The sequence below is a fragment of the Lujinxingia vulgaris genome (genome assembly GCF_007997015.1).
Taxonomy (GTDB): Bacteria; Myxococcota_A; Bradymonadia; order Bradymonadales; family Bradymonadaceae; genus Lujinxingia; species Lujinxingia vulgaris.
In genome coordinates, this window is sequence record NZ_VOSM01000001.1 from 786,812 (window position 1) to 807,775 (window position 20,964).

Consider the following 20,964-nt stretch of genomic DNA (forward strand, 5'->3'; position numbering starts at 1 on the left):
TAAAGATGTCCGCACAACCCACCGCTCTCAGTCGCTCCTGGGAGGAGGTCCGCGCCGACTTCCCCATCCTGGCGCAGTCGATCCACGGCCACCCGCTGGCCTACCTCGACACCGCCGCCTCCGCGCAGATGCCCCAACAGGTCATCGACCGGCTGGTCTGGTACCACAGCACGCTGCACTCCAACGTGCACCGCGGCGTCCACACCCTGAGCCAGCGCGCCACCCAGGCCTTCGAAGACGTACGCCTCAAGGTCAAGAATCTGCTCAACGCGCGCTCGCTCAAAGAGTGCATCTTTACCGGCGGCACCACCGACGCCATCAACCTCGTGGCGCATAGCTTCGGTAAGGCCTTCCTGAAAGAGGGCGACCGCGTGCTCCTCTCCGCGCTGGAGCACCACGCCAACATCGTCCCCTGGCAGCGCATCTGCGAAGAGGTCGGCGCCTCTATCGACGTCATCCCCATCAACGACCGCGGCGAACTGATCCTCGACGGGCTCGACGACCTGCTCACCGAGCGCACCCGCATCGTCGGCGTGAACCACGTCTCCAACGCGCTCGGCACCGTCAATCCCATCGAAGAGATCATCGCCCGCGCCCACGCCCGCGACATCCCGGTGCTCATTGATGGCGCCCAGGCCGTCGCCCATATGAAAGTCGACGTGCAGGCCCTCGACGCCGACTTCTACGCCTTCTCCTCCCACAAGCTCTGCGGCCCCACCGGCATCGGTGTCCTCTACGGCAAAGAGCACTGGCTCGAGAAGATGCCGCCCTACAGAAGCGGCGGCGACATGATCCTCAACGTCAGCTGGGAAGGCACCACCTACAACGGACTCCCTCACAAGTTCGAAGCTGGCACCCCCTCCATCGCCGCAGGTGTGGGCATGGGCGCGGCCATCGACTACCTCCAGGAGCTCGGCTTCGAGCGCATCGCCGCCCGCGAGGCCGAACTCCTCGACAAGGCCACCGAGCGCCTCAGCGCCATCCCCGGCGTGCGCCTCATCGGCACCGCCGAACACAAGGCCTCCGTCCTCTCCTTCGACATCGAAGGCGTCCACCCCCACGACATCGGCTCCATCCTCGACAGCGAGGGCGTCGCCATCCGCGCCGGGCACCACTGCGCCCAGCCCGTCATGACTCGCCTCGGAGTGCCGGCCACCGCCCGCGCTTCCTTCGCATTTTACAACGACGACCAGGACATCGACCGCCTCGTCGCCGGCATTTACTCGGTCAAGGAGATCTTCGGCGTATGAGTGATATGCGCGCGCTCTACCAGGAGGTGATCCTGGATCATAATCGCAACCCTCGTAACTTCGGTCCCCTCGAAGGCGCCAACCGCGTCGCCCAGGGAACCAACCCTCTCTGCGGGGACAACTACACCATCTACGCTCGCGTCAACGACGACAACATCGTCGAAGCCGTCGGCTTTGAGGGCAGCGGCTGCGCCATCTCCAAGGCCGCAGCCTCCATGATGACCACCCGCATCAAGGGCAAAAAGGTCGAGTCCGCCGAGCAACTCATCGAAGAGTTCCGAGCCATGCTCACCGGCGAACTCGACATGCAGGGCGACCACAGCCTCGGCCACCTCACGGTCTTCGAGGGCGTCGCCCAGCTTCCCCAGCGCGTCAAATGCGCCGTGCTCCCCTGGCACGCCATGAACGCCGCCCTCGAAGGCGACGAAGTGACCTCCACCGAGGGCGACTCGGACATCTGGAGCAAGGAGTAACCCATGAAAATCGCCGAGATTGAGCCCACTCCCAACCCCAACGCCATGAAGTTCGTCCTCACCGAGGCCGTCACCCACGGCTTCGTGACCCGCTCCTTTGAGGACTTCAACCAGGCGTCGGCTGTCCCCCTGGCCAAAGCGATCTTCGAGATCGACCACGTCATCAGCGTCTATTTCGCCGACCGCTGGATCACCGTCACCCAGGATGGCGGCGCCGACTGGTCGCAGCTCCTGCGCGCCGTCGCCGAACCCATCCGCGCCGCCAGCTTCGCCGACGCCAACCCCGAGGGCGGCCTCTCCGTCAGCGGTGACGACACCGATGACTCCGACTTGCCGGGCATGGACGACCCTCGCCTGCCCATGATCCGCGAAACCATCGACGAGCACATCATGCCCTTCCTCGCCGGCGACGGCGGCGGCCTCAAGATCATGGGCCTTGTCGATAACCAGCTCCTCGTGCGCTACGAGGGCGCCTGCGGCACCTGCCCCGCCTCCATGACCGGCACCCTCCTGGCCATCGAGAATCTACTCCAGGTCGAGGTCGACCCTGAGCTCTACGTCGCCACCGTCTGAGCGACTCCACAGCGAAGCACACCCATCTTCGAGGCCACCCCACCCGGGTGGCCTCGTTGCGTTGAATCTTCCCCCCGCTGAGACTTGTCAATCGCCCCCCACCTTTGTTTTAGTGCCCCCAACTTTGTTGGCTTCGCCGCCCCTCCCGGCGGCACCATCCTTCGACCCCCTCTCAGCCCGGATGAGACCATGAGCGTCCACGCCCTCGCACCCGACACGGTCAACACCCCCATCTCCCTGACCCACGCCGTGCGTTTTGTGACCGCCGCCAGCCTCTTCGACGGCCACGACGCCGCCATCAACGTCATGCGCCGCATCCTCCAGGCCTCCGGCGCCGAGGTCATCCACCTGGGCCACAACCGCTCCGTCAACGAGATCGTCAACGCCGCCATCGCCGAAGACGCCCAGGGCATCGCCATCAGCAGCTACCAGGGCGGGCACGTCGAGTTCTTCAAATACATGGTCGACCTCCTCAAAGAACGCGGCGCCTCCCACATCAAAGTCTTCGGCGGGGGCGGCGGTGTCATCGTCCCCGAAGAGATCGCCGAGCTCGAAGCCTACGGTGTCCAGAAGATTTTTAGCCCCGAAGACGGCCGCCGCCTCGGCCTCCAGGGCATGATCAACCACATGCTCGAACTCACCGACTACGACCCGGTCGCCCGCGTAGGCATCGCCGACCCCGCAGACGTCACCTCCGCTCGCCCCGGCGCCCTGGCACGTGCCATCACCATGGCAGAGCAGGGCCGCCTGGGTGAACTCAGCCTCCCCGCCCCCGACACCTTAGCCCCGGTCCTGGGCATCACCGGCACCGGCGGGGCAGGCAAGAGCAGCCTCACCGACGAACTCATCCGCCGCTTTTTGATGGACTTCGACGACCGCCGCATCGCCCTCATCTGCGTCGACCCCTCCCGCCGCAAAACCGGCGGCGCGCTCCTGGGCGACCGCATCCGCATGAACGCCATCGACGACGACCGCGTCTACATGCGCTCGCTCGCCACCCGCGGCTCCAGGGGCGAAGTCTCCGACGCACTCGCCGACGCCATCGCTGTCGTACAGTCCGCCGGCTTCGACCTCATCATCGTCGAGACCAGCGGCATCGGGCAGGGCGACGCCGACATCGTCGACTACGCCGACTGCTCCCTCTATGTCATGACCAACGAGTTCGGTGCACACACCCAGCTCGAGAAGATCGGCATGCTCGACTACGCCGACTTCGTCGCCATCAACAAGTTCGAGAAAGCCGGCAGCGAAGACGCCCTCCGCGCCGTCCGCAAGCAGCTCCGCCGCAACCGCCAGATTTCCTACGACATCCCCGACGATGACGTCCCCGTCTTCGGCACCATCGCCAGCCAGTTCGGTGATACCGGCGTCAGCGCCCTCTACCACGCCCTGGCCACACGCTTCTTCGGTGCCTTTGACTCCCGCTGGAACTTCGACGGCCCCATCAGCCAGAAGACCCACACCATCATCCCCGCCGACCGCACCCGCTACCTGGCCGACATCGCCAGCACCTGCCGCGGCTACCGCGCCTGGGCCGAATCCCAGGCCGACATCGCCACCAAGCTCTACCAGCTCGACGGCGCCGCAAAGCTCCTCGGCGAAGACAACGCCGAAGCCCTCTTCACCCACCGAGACGAACTTGAAGACCGCCTCGACCGCCGCACCCGGAAGCTCCTCGACGGCTGGGAAGACCTCAAAGCCCGCTACGCCGGCGACCACTTCGAGGTCCAGATCCGCGACAAGGTCCGCCGCTTTGAGCTGACCTCCACCTCCCTCTCCGGTTCCAAGATCCGCCGCGTCTCCCTGCCGCGCTTCCAGGACTGGGGCGATATCGTCCGCTGGCAACTCCTCGAAAACGTCCCCGGGGAGTTTCCCTTCACCGCCGGCGTCTTCAACTTCAAGCGCCGCGACGAAGAGCCCAAGCGCATGTTCGCCGGTGAAGGCACCCCCGAGCGCACCAACAAACGCTTCCACTACCTCTGCGAGGGCGAAGCCGCCAACCGCCTCTCCACCGCCTTCGACTCCGTGACCCTCTACGGCGAAGACCCCGATCTTCGCCCCGACATCTACGGAAAAGTTGGAAACTCCGGCGTCAGCGTCTGCACCCTCGACGACATGAAGCGCCTCTACGACGGCTTCGACCTCTGCGCCCCCAACACCAGCGTCTCCATGACCATCAACGGTCCGGCGCCCATCATCCTGGCCATGTTCCTCAACACCGCCATCGACCAGCAGGTCGACGCCTTCACAGAACGCGAGGGCAGGGCGCCCACCGACGACGAGCGCGCCGACATCGCCGAAAACGCCCTCAAGGTCGTCCGCGGCACCGTCCAGGCCGACATCCTCAAGGAAGACCAGGCCCAGAACACCTGCATCTTCTCCACCGAATTCGCCCTCAAGATGATGGGCGACATCCAGGAGTACTTCGTCGACCACAGGGTCCGAAATTATTACTCCGTCTCCATCAGCGGCTACCACATCGCTGAGGCCGGCGCGAACCCCATCAGCCAGCTCGCCTTCACCCTCGCCAACGGCTTCACCTTCGTCGAGTACTACCTGGCGCGGGGCATGAACATCGACGACTTCGCCCCCAACCTCTCCTTCTTCTTCTCCAACGGTATGGACCCCGAGTACACCGTGCTCGGTCGCGTCGCACGCCGCATCTGGGCCGTCGCCATGCGCGAGCGCTACGGCGCCAACGAGCGCTCCCAGAAGCTCAAATACCACATCCAGACCTCCGGACGCTCCCTGCACGCCCAGGAGATCCAGTTCAACGACATCCGCACCACCCTTCAGGCCCTGCTGGCTCTCTTCGACAACTGCAACAGCCTCCACACCAACGCCTTTGACGAAGCCATCACCACCCCCACCGAGGCCAGCGTCCGCCGCGCCATGGCCATCCAGATGATCATCAACCGCGAGTTCGGCCTCTCCATGAACGAAAACCCCTGGCAGGGTTCCTTTGTCATCGACGAACTCACCGACCTCGTCGAAGAAGCCGTCCTCCAGGAGTTCGAGGCCATCAGCCGCCGCGGCGGCGTCCTCGGCGCTATGGAGACCCAGTACCAGCGCTCCAAGATCCAGGATGAGTCCATCCACTACGAACTCAAAAAGCACTCCGGCGAACTCCCCATCATCGGCGTCAACACCTTCTTAGCCCCCGAAGGCATCGACGACGGCGACGGCATCAAACTCGAGCTGATCCGCTCCACCACCGAAGAAAAACAAACCCAGCTCGACAACCTCGCCAGCTTCAAATCCTCCCACGACGCTCAGACCGACGCTGCCCTCCAACGCCTCAAAGAGGTCGCACTCGGCGACGGCAACATCTTCGATGAGCTTATGCGCACCGTCCGCGTCGCAAGCCTCGGGCAAATCACCCGCGCCCTCTATGAGGTCGGCGGCCAGTACCGCCGCTCCATGTAACGGCCCCCCGTCACCCGCATCACCCCACCCACGCACACACCCGAACACCTCCCCCCGCCCGGGGGGACATGAGGCTCTATGGTCGTCATCTCTGTGGACTCCGTCGCGAAATCCTTCGGCGATCGCACCCTCTTTAAAGACGTCAGCTTTGGCCTGGGCGCAGACGACCGCGTCGGCCTCCTGGGCGTCAATGGCGCCGGCAAGACCACCCTCCTTCGCATCCTCCTTGAACTTGAGCCCCCCGACGAGGGCAAGGTCACCCACGCCCGTCAGGCCCGCATCGAATACCTCCCCCAGGAGCCCGACCTTGAGCCTCAGCGCACCGCGCTCGAGACCGTCATCGCCGATGGCCCCCAGGCCTTCCGCGTCGTCGAGGCCTACGAGGCCGCCTGCCGCGCACTCGCCACCAACCCTGAGGACAACGACCTCATCATGCGCGTCGCCGAGCTCGGTGAAGAGATGGACCGCGTCGGCGGCTGGACCCTGGAAAACGAAGCCAAAACCATCCTCTCCCAGCTCGGCATCCTCAACCACGACCAGCCCGTCGGTCAGATGAGCGGTGGCCAGCAAAAGCGCGTCGCTATGGCCCGATCCCTCGTCCGCCCCAGCGACCTCCTCATCCTCGATGAGCCTACGAACCACCTCGACATTGAGACCGTCGCCTGGCTCGAAGACTACCTCGCCAGCCGCAGCACCGGCCTCCTCCTCATCACCCACGACCGCTACTTCCTCGACCGCGTCGCCAACGTCATCCTCGAACTCGCAGACCACACCGTCTACCGCCACGCCGGCAACTACTCCGCCTTCCTCGAAGCCCGCGCTCACCGCGAAGAACTCAAACACATCGCCGAGTCCAAGCGCGCCCAGCTCGCCAAAAAAGAACTCGCCTGGCTGCGTCGAGGCCCCAAAGCCCGCACCACCAAAAGCAAATCCCGCATCCAGCGCGCTCACGCCCTCATCGACGGCGCGGTCAACCTCGACGAACAGAAGGTCGAAATCGACACCGTCGAGAGCCGCCTGGGCAAAAAGATCATCCGCCTCGACCACGTCTCACACGCCTACGAAGGTCGCACCATCCTCAACGAGGTCTCCTACACCGTCGACCGCCGCGACCGCCTCGGCATCGTCGGCCCCAACGGCGCCGGCAAATCAACCCTCCTCAACATCATCGCCGACCGCCTCACCCCCGACCACGGCTCCGTCGATATCGGTGAGACCGTCGTCATCGGCTACTTCGACCAGCAGGCCGAAGGCCTCGACCCCGACATGCGTGTCCACGACTACATCACCGAAGTCGCCCACCGCATCCCCACCTCCGACGGCTTCCTCACCGCCTCGCAGATGCTCGACCTCTTCCTCTTCGACCGCGACAAACAGTGGACCTACATCCACAAACTCTCCGGCGGTGAGCGCCGACGCCTCTACCTGCTCCGCATCCTCATGCGACAGCCCAACGTCCTCCTCCTCGACGAGCCCACCAACGACCTCGACGTCGACACCCTCACCGTCCTCGAAGACTACCTCGACAGCTTCGACGGCGCCGTCATCACCGTCAGCCACGACCGCTACTTCCTCGACCGCACCTGCGAACACCTCCTCACCTTCAACGAAGGCGGCAACGTCGAAGAAGTCCCCGGAAACTACGCCTTCCTCGAAGAGCGCCGCGCCCAACAGGCCCGCAAAGACCGCCAGGACGCCGCCGCTCGCGCCGAAGCCCAGCGCAGCTCCACCCCCGAGCCCGCCGCCCCCACGACCGACGCCCCCCGCAAACTCTCCTACAAAGAGCGCCGCGAACTCGAAGCCCTCGAACCCCGCATCGCTCAGATCGAAGAGCGCCTCGAAGCCATCGACCAGGCCATGGTCGCCTCCGCCACCGACTACGAAGCGGTCGCTTCCCTCGATGAAGAAAAGGCCACCCTCAGCGCCGAACTCGAGACGGCCCTCGAGCGCTGGATGGAACTTTCCGAGCTGGCCTGACCCCGCTTCAAGCCCCGGGCTCCACGCCCCTGGCCGGAGCTACCCCTCCATAAACAAAAATCGACTTGACCAGGCGTCTTCCGCGCTCAGACTCCCCCCACTTCTTTCTCGATGTGGCGGGAGGGCGACGCGTGGCCGCCTCCCCCGTCTTCAGGTCGAAGCCCCTCGAAAGGGCGTTGGCTTCACACATCTCCGTCGCAAGCGCTCTGCCTTGCGATGCCGTCGGGGACCTCAACGCACCCCGGGCATGCCGTCGACCATGCCCCCGCCGCGCTGACCTCGAGCCCCCACCGGGCTCCTTTCCCGACGGAGACACCATGTTCGATACCCTCTGGAGTTCGCTCAACCTCTACCAGCAGCCCAACGGCAGCATGTCCTTCTGCATCACAGACATCGAAGAGAAAGCCTGCGACGCCGGCCTCGACGAGGTCTGCTCCCGCGCTGAGAGCGCCCTCGAAGCCTGCGCTCACTCCCAACTCCTCGACGACCAGTGGGCGAACTCCGGCCAGACCGGCCTGCCTTCCCGCGCAGACGCCGTCAAAACCAGCGCCCTCATCGCCCGCACCCTCTCCCAGATCCACGACGTCTGCCAGACCTTCGGCTCCCAGCACCGCGATACGCCCCGTAAACTCGCCGCCATCGAAGTGCTCAGGGTCGCCTTCCCACGCGGTGTTCGCCCCGTCGTCGCCTCGCGCCTGGAGGAGCAGCTCGCCGCCTACGACCTCCTCATCCAACGCCTCCAGCGCGACCTCCACGTCCAACTCGGCGCCGTCGGCATCACCGACCTCGTCGCGGACCTCATCACCTACAAAACCGACTTCGCACGCCAACTCGCTGTCCATGACGACGTCCTCTCCTTCGAGCGTGTCAACAGCGCCCGGCACGCCGCACGCGAAGCCTTCGCCGCCGTCATCATCCAGGTCCTCGCCAGCACCCTCGATCAACCCGAACTCCGCGCAAGCCTCTTAGCCTCCCTCCGAGACCAGCAGGCCCGCATCGCCATTCACCACCGCCGCCGCGGCAAAAACGTCACCCCCGACGACCACGACATCGACATCATCGAGCTCCCCACCAAACCTGAGGATGACCTCGACCTCCCTGACGCGCCCGACGCTGAATAAGGGCCAACCACCGCAAGCGTAAGCAGCACTCCGACGCCGGGCATCCGCCCGGCGTCTTTTTTTTGCCCCCGTCTTCACACGACCCAACCCAACCTGCCCGCACCTCGCACCCAACCCTCCCTCGCTCCCTTCACCGCACCCCGGCCGCCGCACCCGACCCACACCTTGACCCCTCGCCGACCTGCTAACTTTTGCAGGTTATCCCTCATTCGGGGGCATGATCCACCCCTCCGGGTGGGACTCGACCCTCAGCCTGACCCCTCCCACACCCCTCCGGGTGGGACTCGACCCCCGGCCTGACCCCTCCCACACCTCTCCTCATCACTCGCTACACCGAGCGCTCCCCATCGCCTGACCCCACGCCTCTCACCTCACCACCGGCCGTCCACACCCATCACCTCTCACCACCTCACTCCACCCCCGGCGCTCCGACTCTCCTTCCCCTCACCCTCCCACTCCCCATTCAGGCCACCTTTTCGCTACGTCTTGTAACCGCACCTCTTTCATCACGCCGACCGCCTTGCCGCACTCCCGCTTTGATTGCTACATTTGCCAGACGGCTTCACCCCCCGAACAGTGTAGGATACCGCGCTCGCCATCAGCCTTAACGCATGCCTCCTCGCGTCAGGCACTCCCGCTCTACAGACAGGTAAGATCGATGACCGATCAGCTCCGCGCGCTCCAGGACCAGTTGGCCACCGACCCCGGTAACCCCGACATCTTCCGCGCTTTCCAGAGCCTCTGCTGGGAACACGGACACTGGCAAGAAGCCCTCTCCGTGGCTCGGGAACAGGCCAGCATCAGCACCCTCTCGCCAGACTACGAGAGCCTCGCGCAGAGCCTCCACACCCTCGCCGAATCCCTCCAGCCCGGCCCCGAAAAGGCCCGCGCACTCCTGGCCCTGGGCGATCTTTACCTCAACGAGCTCAACCAACGCCCCCGCGGCATGGAAGCCTACCAGGCCGCCTTCAAAGCTCACCCCGAAGATGCCCTCCCGCTCCAGCGTGCCTCCGCCGTCTACCTCGAGCACGCCGAATGGGAGAACCTCCTCACCACACACCAGATCGAAGCCCGAGTCGCCACCGAGCCCGCTCAGCGCACACGTCTCCTCCTCGCCATCGCCCAGATCCACGCCGAGCACCGAGACGACATCGCGACCGCCCTCGAAACCCTCGCGCAAATCGATCACCCCGATCCCCTCGTCGCCCAGCTCACCGCCCTTTATGAGCGCGGCATCACCGTCGCCGACGCCATCGACGAAGCCGATGAGCTCGCCACCGCGCTCCTCGCCGAAGGGGAGGGCGCCGACGCCGCGCAGGCCTGGCTCGAAGCCGCCCAGCTCGAATACGACCGACTCGCTGGACAACCCCCGCGCGCCCTCGACTTCGCCCGCAAGGCCCTCGACGCCGACCCCGACAACGAGGACGCGCGCCTCATCATCGACGAACTCAACGCCCAACCCGACGCCTCCGGCCAAACCTCCAACGACACCGACCCCATGACCCAGCCTGGCTCCACCCCCGAAGACGCCCCTGCAACTCAAAAGCGCTGCGTCAGCGCCTTCTTCGATGCCATCCCGCCCTTCGATGGCGACCTCGACCAGGCCCGGCAGGCTCTCCAGGATGACCCCGCCAACCTCTCCGCCCTCGCCACCATCCGCGCCGACCTGCGCGGGCAGGGCGACCTCGGCCAACTCGCCGAAACCCTCGAACACGCCGTGCGCTACCTCCGCAAGCGCGACGGCGAATGGGAGGTCATGACCGAGCTCGCCAGACTCTACTGGCTGGAGCTCAACGACGACGAACGCGCCGAGTACTACTTCAAGCGCCTCAAACTCCTCGATGACGCCCACCCCGACGTCTTCGCCTTCTACGAAGCCTACTACGAAGACGCCGGCGACTGGCGAAAGCTCTTCTCCCTGCTCGCCGGACGCCTCACCCAGCTCGATGACCGCGACGACTACTGGCTCGTCGCCGAGCGCCTCTCCGACATCGCCGAGACCGAACTCGGCAGCGCCGAGAAGGCCATCGACGTCTGGAAAAACTTCCTCCGCGAGTTCCCCGCAGATCTTGAGGCACGTCGCCGCCTGCGACACCTCTACGAAGATCACGGCAAGTGGAACGCCCTCGTCGACCTCATCAAAGACGAAGTCCGCCAACTCGAAGAGACCGACCCCGACAACGCCCCCGAGCGTATCGCGCTCCTCGAAGAGATGGCCGACATCTACCGCGTCCGTCTCAACCTCGACTCCATGCTCATCACGATCATGGCCCAGATCCTGGAGCTCGACCCCCTCCACCCCTCGGCCTTCGATCAACTCCGCGACCTCTACGAAAAGAACCGCCGCTTCAACGACCTCGCAAGCCTCCTCTCCGACGCCGCCGAGCGCGCCGCAGAGCAGGGCGACATCGGCCGCGCCGTCGGCCTCCTCCTCGAAGTCGCCGACATCTGGCAGGAGCGCCTCAATAACGTCACCCAGGCCATCCCTTACCTGGAGCGCGTCATCGAGATCGCCCCGGAAGAGGCCGACGTCCGCGACCGCCTCCGCCAGATCTACGAGCAGCGCCGAGACTTCCGCTCCCTCTTCGACCTCGAGGTCAAAGAGGCGGTCCTTGAACTCGGCGACCTGCGCGAGACCCGCCTGACCGAACTTCTGGAGATGGCCCGCGAGAAACTCCGCGACCCCGAGCGCGAAGCCCGTGTCCTCGAAGCCCTCACCGAATCCCACCCCTCCGAAGAGCGCCTCGACGACCTCCAGCGCACCTACCGTCGCCTCGAAGACTGGCGCGCCCTCGCCAGCCTCCTCGAATCCCGGGCGCCCTCATTCGAGCCCGACAAAGCCCTGGCCGTCTGCGAAGATGCCGCACGCCTCTACCACCATCGCCTCTCCGACCTCGACGAGGCCGCTCGCGCCTGGCAGGCCATCCTCCATGAGAACCCCGACCACCTTGAGGCCTTCGACAGCCTCAGCGAGATCTTCGGCCACACCTCCCAACTCGACGCCCTCGAAGACCTCTACCTCAACGCCGAGCGCCCCGAGGACCTCTACCAGCGCCTCGACCTACTGACCGAAGGCCGCGACGACGCCGACGTCGTCGACCTCCGCGAACGCCAGGTCCGCATCGCTCAACAACACCTCCAGGACAACGCCCGCCTCATCACCGCCCTGGAAGACCTCCTCCTTCGCGCTCCCGACGACGACGCGCAGGCCGCCCTCTACGAGCGCCTGCTCCCCGTCTACGTCGCCGAGTCCCACTTCGATCGCGCCATCGAGGCCCACCAATTCCTTCTCGCACGACGCGACGAAGACGGCCCCCGCGTCGAAACCATGCTCGCCATCGCCGACCTCGAACACCGCCGCGGCCAGCCTGACCAGGCCCTGGCCTTGGCCCTCAAGTGTTTCGAGCGTTTCCCGGCCGACCCCGAAATCCTCGACGTCTCCCTCGACTACGCCCGCGCCGCATCCCTCCAGCAGACCCTCGCCGACGCCTGGATCGAAAGGGCCGAGTCCATCGACGACGAAGCCACCCAGAACGACCTCTTCACACGCGCGGCCACGCTGCTCGCAGAAGACCTCCAGCAAACCGAGCGCCCCATCGAGCTCTTTGAGCTCCTTCGCCCCCGCCTTCCCGAATCCATCGAAGTACTAGCGGCGCTGGACCCTCTCTACGACCGCGCTGGCCGCCACGAAGATCGCGTCGACACCCTCCGCGCTCAAATCCAACTCCTGGCAGAGCAGGGCGCCGCAGACGCCGACCTCGTCGACCAGCTCTCCAAAATCGCCGACGTCCAGCGCGCTCACCTCGACCAGAAAGACGCTGCCCGCCAGACCTACATGGAGATCCTCGATCGCGACCCCGATCACCTCGGCGCGCTCCGAGGCGTCAAAGAGCTCCACCGCCTCGACGAGCGTCACCACGACGTCGCCGAGTTCCTCATGCGCGAGATCCCTCTGGCCGCCTACGAGGGCCCCGAAGCCGTCTGGCGCGCCCGCATGGAACTCGGCGACCTCATGCGCGACCACCTTGATGACCCCCACGGCGCGCTCCGAGCCTACGCCGAGGTCTTAGGGGAAAACCCCGAACACGACGGCGCCCTCACCGCCGCCCGTCAGTTCCTCGATCGTGACGACTTCGCCCGCGACGCCGCCTTGCTCCTTGAGCCCATCCTCCGCGACCTCAACGCTCACGAACCCCTCGCCGAAGCGCTCGAGGCTCGACTCCGAGTCTGCGACGACCCCTTCGAAGAGCAGGAGATCCTCGACGAGCTCATCCCCCTCTACGCCGACGAGCTCAAGGACCTCGAAGCTGCCTTCACCCACGCCTGCCGCCAGTTCAACATCGACCCCGAACGCGACGATATCTGGCTCCGCGTCGAACAGCTCGGCGCCCGCCTCAACCGATGGGCCCTCATCGAAGAGATGTTCACCGCCCAGAGCCCGCTGCTCGGCCATGAGTCTCCCACGCGCTTCGACCTCCTCCGCCACCTCGCCGCCATCCGTGAGCACCAGCTCAAAGACCGCCCGCGAGCCCTCGAAGCCTGGGAGCGCCTCCACGCCTACGACCCGATGGACCTCCCCACCGTCGAAGCGCTGGAACGCCTCTACCGCAAAGACGAGCGCACCGCCGATCTCGTCGATATCCTCCGCAAGCGCGCGCTCCTGGTCGACCTCGACGAAGATCGCGTCAACCTCCTGGCCAAAGCCGCAACCCTCCTCGACCAGTCGCTCCACCAACCCGTCGACGCCATCGAACTCTACCGCGAAGTCCTCGCCATCGAGCCCGATCACACCGACGCCGTCGACGCCCTGGAGCGTCTCCTCCGCGATCAGCAGGCCTGGCACGACCTCGACGCCTTACTCGCCGAACAGGCCGACCAGACCCTCCAGCCCCAGCGCCGCCGCGCCTTCCTGCGACGCCTCGCCAGCCTGCGCTTCGAACAACTCGACGACCTCCCCGGCGCCGTCGCCATCAGCATCGATCTCCTCGAAGACGATCCCGGAGACGACGCCGTCCTGGCCTTCGTCGCTGACCTCGACGAGCGCCTGGCCTCCGAGGCCTCCTGGCCTGAGCTCCGCCTCGATCTGGCCCGCACTCTCGAACCCATCTACCGCCTGCGCAGCGAGTACGACCGTCTCGACCACGTCCTCGCCATCCGCCTCGACCTCTGCGAAGAGCCCTTCGAGCAACTCGAAATCCTCGATGAACTCGTCACCCTCCGCCACAAAAAGCTCAGCCGACCCCGCCAGGCCTTCGACGCCATCGCCCGCGCTGTCCTTCTGCAACCCGACGACGAGGACCGTCGCAAGCGTCTCATCGAACTCGCCAACGCCGTAGACGCCCTCGACGAGGCCGCCTCCACCCTCGAACAGGCCGCCACCCGCGCCGACGCCTTCGCCGCTGGCGCCATCTGGAAACGCGTCGGGCAGCTCGCCACCCAGAAGCTCAACGACGCCACCCGTGCCATCGCCGCCTTTGAGCAGGCTCTTGAACTCGATCCCAACGACATCCCCGCCATGGAAGCCCTCGAGCGCCTCTTCGAGTCCACCGGCGATACCGAAAACCTCAGCCTCGTCCTCCTGCGCCAGGCCGAGGTCGCCGGCTCCGACCAGCGCCTCAAACTCCTGCGCCGCGTCGCCATCCTCCAGGAGCAGGTCCTGGGCAACGCCCCCGACGCCATCGACACCAACCGCCTCGTCCTGGAGGCCGACCCCACAGACCTCCAGGTCGTCGAGGCCCTCGAGCGCCTCTACGCCGAGCAAGACCTGCACTTCGAACTCGCAGAGCTCCTCCAGCGTAAGGCCGAACTCGTCGAGGAAGGCGCCGCGCGCATGGGCGTCCTCGCCAGACTTGCCGAGGTCTACGAACACCAGCTCCACGACCTCGAAGAAACCGTCGCCACCTACCGCCGCATCGTCGCCGAAACCCCGGGGCATCTCCACGCTCTGGCCCAACTCGACCGCATCCTCCGCGATGAAGCCCGCTGGGCAGACTGGGTCGACGTCGCTCGCCAGCGCCTCGACAGCCCCGCGGCCCGCGATCCCGAACTTCGCCTCGATCTCGAACTTCGCCTGGGCTCCGCCCTCGCCGATGAACTCTTCGACACCGCCGAAGCCCTCCAGGTCTTCCGCGCCATCTTGACCCGCGTCGAGGATCAACCCGACGCCGTCGCACGCCTCGAAGCCTTCGCTCAGGACGACGCCTGGGTCGAGGACGTCGCCCCCGATCTCCGCGAGATCTACCGCCGCAACAACCGCTGGTCCCGACTCCTCGAACTCCTCGACCGCCTCGCCACCCAGCTCCTCGACCCCACCGAAAAGGCCACCGTCCTCTTCGACCGCGGCGTCATCGCCCGCGACCGCTTCGACGACCGCGGCGAGCTCGCCATGACCTGCTTTGCTCAGGCCTGGGCCCTGGAGCCGCAGCGCGAAGGCTACGGCGACGCCCTCATCTCTCTGGGAAGCCGCCTCCAGGCCTGGGACACCCTCACGGAGCATCTCCGCGCCGTCCTCGAGCGTGCCCTCGAACCCCGCATGCTCCTCGACCTCCACCTCAAGCTCGCCATGATCTTCGGCGACGCACTGGGCGATGAGGCCGAGTCCGAACACCACCTGCGCGAAGTCCTCGCCATGGAACCCTCCCATGCCGAAGCCCTCGCCAGCCTCATGTCGCTCCTCGACCACCAGGAGCGCTGGCACGACCTCATCGAACTCTTCGAGGCGCGCCACCAGGCTCTCATCGACACCAAACCCTCCGACGCGCTCACCTTCCTGCGAAAGATCGCCGACCTGCAGGAGAACCGCCTCAACGACGCCTTCTCCGCCGTCGAAACATGGCGACGCGTGCGTGCCCTCGAGCCCCGCGGCCAGCACGCTCTCGACAACCTCGTGCGCCTCCTCTCCGAGCAGCAGCGCTGGGAGGAACTCGCCGACCTCTACACCGACATCGCCGCCTCCAGCAGCCTCCCCTCCGAGGTGCTGCAGGCCGAACTTGCCCTGGCCGACCTCTGCCGTGGTCCTCTCCACGAAGTCCCCCGCGCCGTCGAACTCTACGGCCGCGCCCTCGACATCGACGCGGAGCATCCCCACGCCATCACCTCGCTCGAATCCGTCTTTGACGAAGACCCCGAACACAGCGCCCTGGCGGCCCTGCACCTCGAACCCCTCTACCGCCAACGCAAAGACCGCGCCCGCCTGGCACGCGTCCTCGACGTCCGCGCCGCCGCCAGCGACCTCCCCGCCGAGCGCCTCACCTGGCTGCGTGAGCTCGCCCACATCGTTGACCATGAACTCAACGATCCGGCCTGGGCCTGGCAGATCCATGGCCGCATCTTTGCCCTCGACCCCGCGGATCAGCCCGCCCGCGACGCCCTCGCGATCCTCGCCGCACGCGTCACCGACCCCCACCAGGGCTGGCTCGCTCTGGCCGAGCGCTACGACGCCGTCCTGCGCGAAAGCTACGAGATCGACGACGCCCTGCGCGCACGCCTCCGCGTAGAGCAGGCCGAGATCTTCGCCGACCGCCTCCTCGACACCCCTCGCGCCTCCGACGCCGTCAACCTCGCCATGGGCCTCGCTCCCGACCTCGAGCGTGCCATCGACCTGCGCGAGCGACTCCTGGAGCGCGAGCGCGATTGGCACGCCCTGGCCGATCACTACCGCCTCCTCGCCGAGCAGCAGCCCGAGCACGCCGCACCCTGGCTCGAAAAGCTCGCCGTCCTCTTCGAAGAAGTCCTCGGCGACGTCGAAGCTGCCACCGACACCTACAACCAACTTCTCGAAGTAGACCCCACCTCCGCCTCCTACCGCGCCTCCCTGGAGCGACTCCTCGCCCAGGTCGAACGCTGGTTTGACCTGGCCGAGATCTACCGCTGGCGCATCAACGACGCCCTCGATCCCGACGTCGTCCTCGACAACCGCTTCAAACTCGCCCGCCTCCAGGAATCCCACCTCGACGCCGTCGAAGAAGCCATTGAGACCTACCGCTCCATCCTTGAGGACGAACCCTCCCACGGCCCCTCCATCCGTGCCCTGGAGGGCCTCCGCCACGACCTTGAGCGTCGCAGCGGCCCCTGGGAGCCCATGCGCTTGAGCGTCATCGACCTCCTCCTCAACACCTACGACGAATCCCTCGCCTGGCAGCGCATCGACGACCTCCTCGAAGAAAAGGTCCACCTCCTCGATGACGTCGCCCAAAAGGTCCAGGTCCTCGTCGAACGCGCCCAACTCATGCTCCGCGTGAGCGAAGACGTCGTCGAACGCTCCCAGGCTCTCATCACCCTGGCGCGCGCCTACTGTCTCGACCCCTCCAACGCCGAGATCGAAGAACTCGTCGAAGTCCTCGCCACCGACCTCGACGCCTGGCAGCGCGTCATCCCCATCTACCTCGCTGCGCTCGAAGACTCCGACGACGTCGCCCGCCAGGGCCGCATCCTCGCCGCCATCGCCCGCGTCTACGAAGGCCCCCTCGACGACAAAGAGAGCGCCATCGCCGCCTACCAGCAAAGCGTCGAGATCGCCCCCGACACCGAAGACACCCTCAGCAAACTCCAGGAACTCTACGGCGAACTCTCCAAATGGGAGCCCCTCGTCCAGATCCTGGAGCGTCGCCTTGCTGAGACCTACGACCCCGAGGAAGGCAAAAGCCTGCGCGTGCGCATTGCCCGCATCTACGACGAGACCCTCCACCAGCCCGACCAGGCCCTCCGACTCTACGAAGAACTCCGACAGGACGACCCCGCCGAGCTCTCCTACCTCCTCGTCATGGAGCGCCTCCTCGAATCCCTCCAGGATTACGAGGGCCTCGAAGCTCTGCTCATCGACAAGCTCAGCATCGTCGACGGTGACACCCTTCGCTCACGCGCCTTCCATCGCCTGGGCCAACTCCGCCGCGATCACCTCCAGCGCCCTGATGACGCCATCGCCAGCTTCATCGACGCCTTAGGCATCAACCCCGAGGACACCGACGCCCTCGATGCCCTCATCGATCTCTACAACGCCAACCAGCGCTGGCCCGAACTCCTCGACACCCTCACCACCCGCCAGGACCTCCTCGACCCCGAGGCCCTCGACGACATCACCGCCCTCGAAGTCCGTCAGGGCGACGTCCTCGCCGAACACCTCAACGATCCCCTCCAGGCCCTCGAACGTTACGCCAACGCACTCGCCCGCGACCCCCGGAACTACCTGGTCCGCGGCGCGCTCTTCCGCCTGATGACCCACCCCGAAGCCCTCGTCCCCGCGGGCCAGGCCCTCCAGCAGGCCTACCGCGCCGGCGAAGAGTGGGACGAACTCGAAGCCCTCTACGAGCGCATGATCGAACTCAGCGAGGTCCCCGAGCAGCGCGCCGGCCTCTACATCGATCTCGCCCAACTCCAGATCGACGCCTTTGACCTCCCCGTGAAAGCCTTCGCCACCCTGGGCAGAGCCCTGCGCGACGTCCCCCAGGTCGACTTCCTGCGCGAACAACTCCAACTCCTCGCCGAACACCTCGGCTTCCAGGACGACCTCGTCGCCCTCTACGAAGAAGCCCTTGAACTCGGCGTCGACGACCTCGAAGTCCGACGCTCCATGCACCTCGCCGTCGGCCAGGGGTACGCTCAGGGGATGGGCGAGGCCGATGAGGCGATTCGGCACTTCCAGGCCGTGCTGGAGATGGATGAGTACGACCTCGACGCCCTGCGTTGGCTCGACCAGATCTACCAGGCCCTCGAAGACTGGCCCGACCTCGTCCAGATCCTCCGCGCCAAACAGGCCGTGGTCGACGGCGACGAGCTCCTCCAGACCAACTTCCAGCTCGCCTACCTCCTCGAACTCGCCATCGAACAGCCTCTCGAGGCCTTCGAACTTTACCGCCGCGTCCTCCTCGACGACCCCACCCACACCGGCGCCGTCGAGGGCCTGGAGCGCCTCAGCGACCTCGATGAGCTGCGCCCCGAGATCCTCGAACTCCTCGAACCCACCTACCGTGAGGCTCAGGACTGGCTCAAACTCAGCCGTCTCTACCTCCTGAAGCTCGAAACCGTCGACAGTTCCGCCGAGCGTGCCGACCTCCTCCGAGAAGTCGCCACCCTGGAGTACGAAGAACTCGGCGACGTTGAAGCCGCATACGCGCACTGGGGCAGGGCGCTACGCGAAGATCCCCATGACGTCGACGTCCAGGAGAAGATCGAGGCCATCGCAGAGCAACGCGACCTCTACGAGGCCCTCGTCGTCCTCTACGAAGACATCGTCGAAGACCTCAACGACCCCATCCGTCAACTCGAACTCGCTGAGCGCGCCGCCGACTGGGCCTCCCGCATCCTCGGCGACGACAAGCAGGCGGCCTCCCTCTACCGCGTCGTCCTGGCCACCGAACCCACGCATCCCCAGGCCCTCGAAAACCTCGAGCGCATCGCCCGCCAGCAGGGCGATGACCAGAGCCTGGAAGCTGTCCTCGCGGCACGCCTCCAGTCCTCCCACGACGCCTCCGAGCAGGCCGACATCTACGCCGAACTCGGCCGCGTCCGCCTCGGCCTCCAGGACCACCCCGGCGCCATCGACGCCCTCATCGGCCTGACCGACCTCCAGGGCGAAGACCCCGAAGTCCTCGAAACCCTCTGTGGCCTCTTCGAGATCACCGAGCGTTGGGAGGAACTCGCCAGCACCCTGGAGCGTCTGCTCAACCACCGCTCCGAGCCCGAACAACAGCTCGAACTCCTCATTCAACTCGGCAGCGTCACCTCCGAGCGCCTCGAACAGCACGGACGCGCCCTCGACGCCTACACCCGCGCCAGCGAGCTCGCCCCTGACGATCCCCAGATCCTCCGCGCCCTCGAAGACGTCTACCACGGCCTTGGCGACCACCAGGCCCTGCGCGACCTCCTCGATCGCCAACTCGAACTCGCTTCCAACGAAGACGAAATCGTCCGCCTCCTTCTTCGCCGCGCGCGCCTGCGCTACGAGGTCGATCGCGACGCCAACGCCGCCATCGAGGACTACCAGGCCGCCTTCGCCCTGCGCGACGATCACCCCGACGTCATCGCCGCCCTCGGCGACCTCTACCGCAACGAAGCCCGCTGGGACGACCTCCTCGGCCTGCACAGGCTCCACTTCGACCGCGCCCCTGACCAGGACGCCCAGATCCACCACCTCCTCGTCATGGCCCAGATCTGCCACGAGGAACTCGCACAACTCGAAGAGGCCGCCAGCTTCGCGGGCACCGTCCTCGAAGCCGACCCCCATCACCCCGACGCCCTCAACCGCCTCGAGGCCATCTACCGCTCCCAACAGGCCTGGGACAACGTCATCGCTGTCCTCGACCGCCGCATGGAACGCGCCGACGACCAGCAGCGCTACGACCTCATGCTTGAGCGCGCCCGCACCCTGGAACACGACGCCGACGCACCTCAGCCTGCAGCCGACACCTACCTCACCATCCTGGAGTCTTTCCCCTCCGATGAGGTCGCTCTGAGCCGTCTTCACGCCCTCTACGAGCGCACCGAAGATCACCTCGGCGCCTACAACCTCCTCGACCACCGCGCCCGACTCACCGACGCCGCCGACGAGCAGGTCCAGCTCTACCTGCAAATGGGTGAGCTCGCCCGCCTTCACCTCCCCGGCACCTCGCTTCGCACCGACGCTCTGGAGAAGGCCCGCGCCATCACCGGCGATGACCTCGCCATCGTCGAGCCCCTGCTCGACGCTTACATCGAGCAGGGCCTCCTCGACCGGGCCACCCCGATCCTCAACGCCGTCATCGACACGCTGCTCGACGCCCGCCAGATGAAAGACGTCGTGCGCTTCTATCACCTCCAGGGCAAGCTCGCCGAACAGGCCGGCGATCTCACCAGCGCCCGACAGTCCTACGAGGCCGCCCACAAGATCGACGCCACCTACGTCCCCAACCTCCTCAGCCTCGGCAAGCTCGCCTTCGACAGCGATGACCTGGAGCACGCCCTCAAGATCTTCCAGATCCTCCTGCTCCATCAGATGAACATCAAAGACAACGCCGACAAGGTCGACGTCTACTACCACCTCGGCGCCATCCGACAGGCCTCCGGCGACGAGCGCGGCGCCCGCGATATGTACAAACGCGCCCTCCGCGTCGACGCCTCTCACGCCCCCAGCCAGCAGGCCCTCGACGCCCTCGGCGCTTAAGCCCCACC

Annotated in this window: 7 protein-coding genes; all 7 read left to right on the forward strand. The window is 66.2% G+C overall.

All coding sequences use genetic code 11. From position 1 onward, the window contains the following. The first annotated feature begins 5 nt into the window (after positions 1 to 5). The 7 genes from FRC98_RS03170 to FRC98_RS21245 all read left to right on the forward strand — a co-directional run bounded on the left by FRC98_RS03170 (position 6) and on the right by FRC98_RS21245 (position 20,956). A complete protein-coding gene (locus FRC98_RS03170; protein WP_146979839.1) occupies positions 6 to 1,250 on the forward strand; it encodes a cysteine desulfurase in 1,245 nt (414 codons plus the stop codon). Beyond that, entirely contained in the window at positions 1,247 to 1,723 is a 477-nt protein-coding gene (sufU, locus tag FRC98_RS03175) for a Fe-S cluster assembly sulfur transfer protein SufU (protein ID WP_146979840.1), read from the forward strand. The genes FRC98_RS03170 and sufU overlap by 4 nt, the downstream gene beginning before the upstream one ends. A 3-nt stretch (positions 1,724 to 1,726) precedes the next feature. Continuing rightward, entirely contained in the window at positions 1,727 to 2,296 is a 570-nt protein-coding gene (locus FRC98_RS03180; RefSeq protein ID WP_146979841.1) for a NifU family protein, read from the forward strand. Positions 2,297 to 2,485: 189 nt separating this feature from the next. Next, complete coding sequence (icmF, locus tag FRC98_RS03185; RefSeq protein ID WP_146979842.1) at positions 2,486 to 5,722, forward strand: fused isobutyryl-CoA mutase/GTPase IcmF; 3,237 nt, start codon at positions 2,486 to 2,488, stop codon at positions 5,720 to 5,722. A gap of 78 nt (positions 5,723 to 5,800) precedes the next feature. Then, positions 5,801 to 7,699 (forward strand): ABC-F family ATP-binding cassette domain-containing protein, encoded by a 1,899-nt coding sequence (locus FRC98_RS03190; protein WP_146979843.1) that lies wholly within the window; start codon positions 5,801 to 5,803, stop codon positions 7,697 to 7,699. A 317-nt stretch (positions 7,700 to 8,016) separates the two neighbouring features. Next, positions 8,017 to 8,820, forward strand: coding sequence for a hypothetical protein (locus tag FRC98_RS03195; protein ID WP_146979844.1), 804 nt, complete (start codon positions 8,017 to 8,019; stop codon positions 8,818 to 8,820). 658 nt (positions 8,821 to 9,478) lie between these two features. Further along, positions 9,479 to 20,956, forward strand: coding sequence for a tetratricopeptide repeat protein (locus tag FRC98_RS21245; RefSeq protein ID WP_230467221.1), 11,478 nt, complete (start codon positions 9,479 to 9,481; stop codon positions 20,954 to 20,956). Positions 20,957 to 20,964 lie beyond the last annotated feature (8 nt).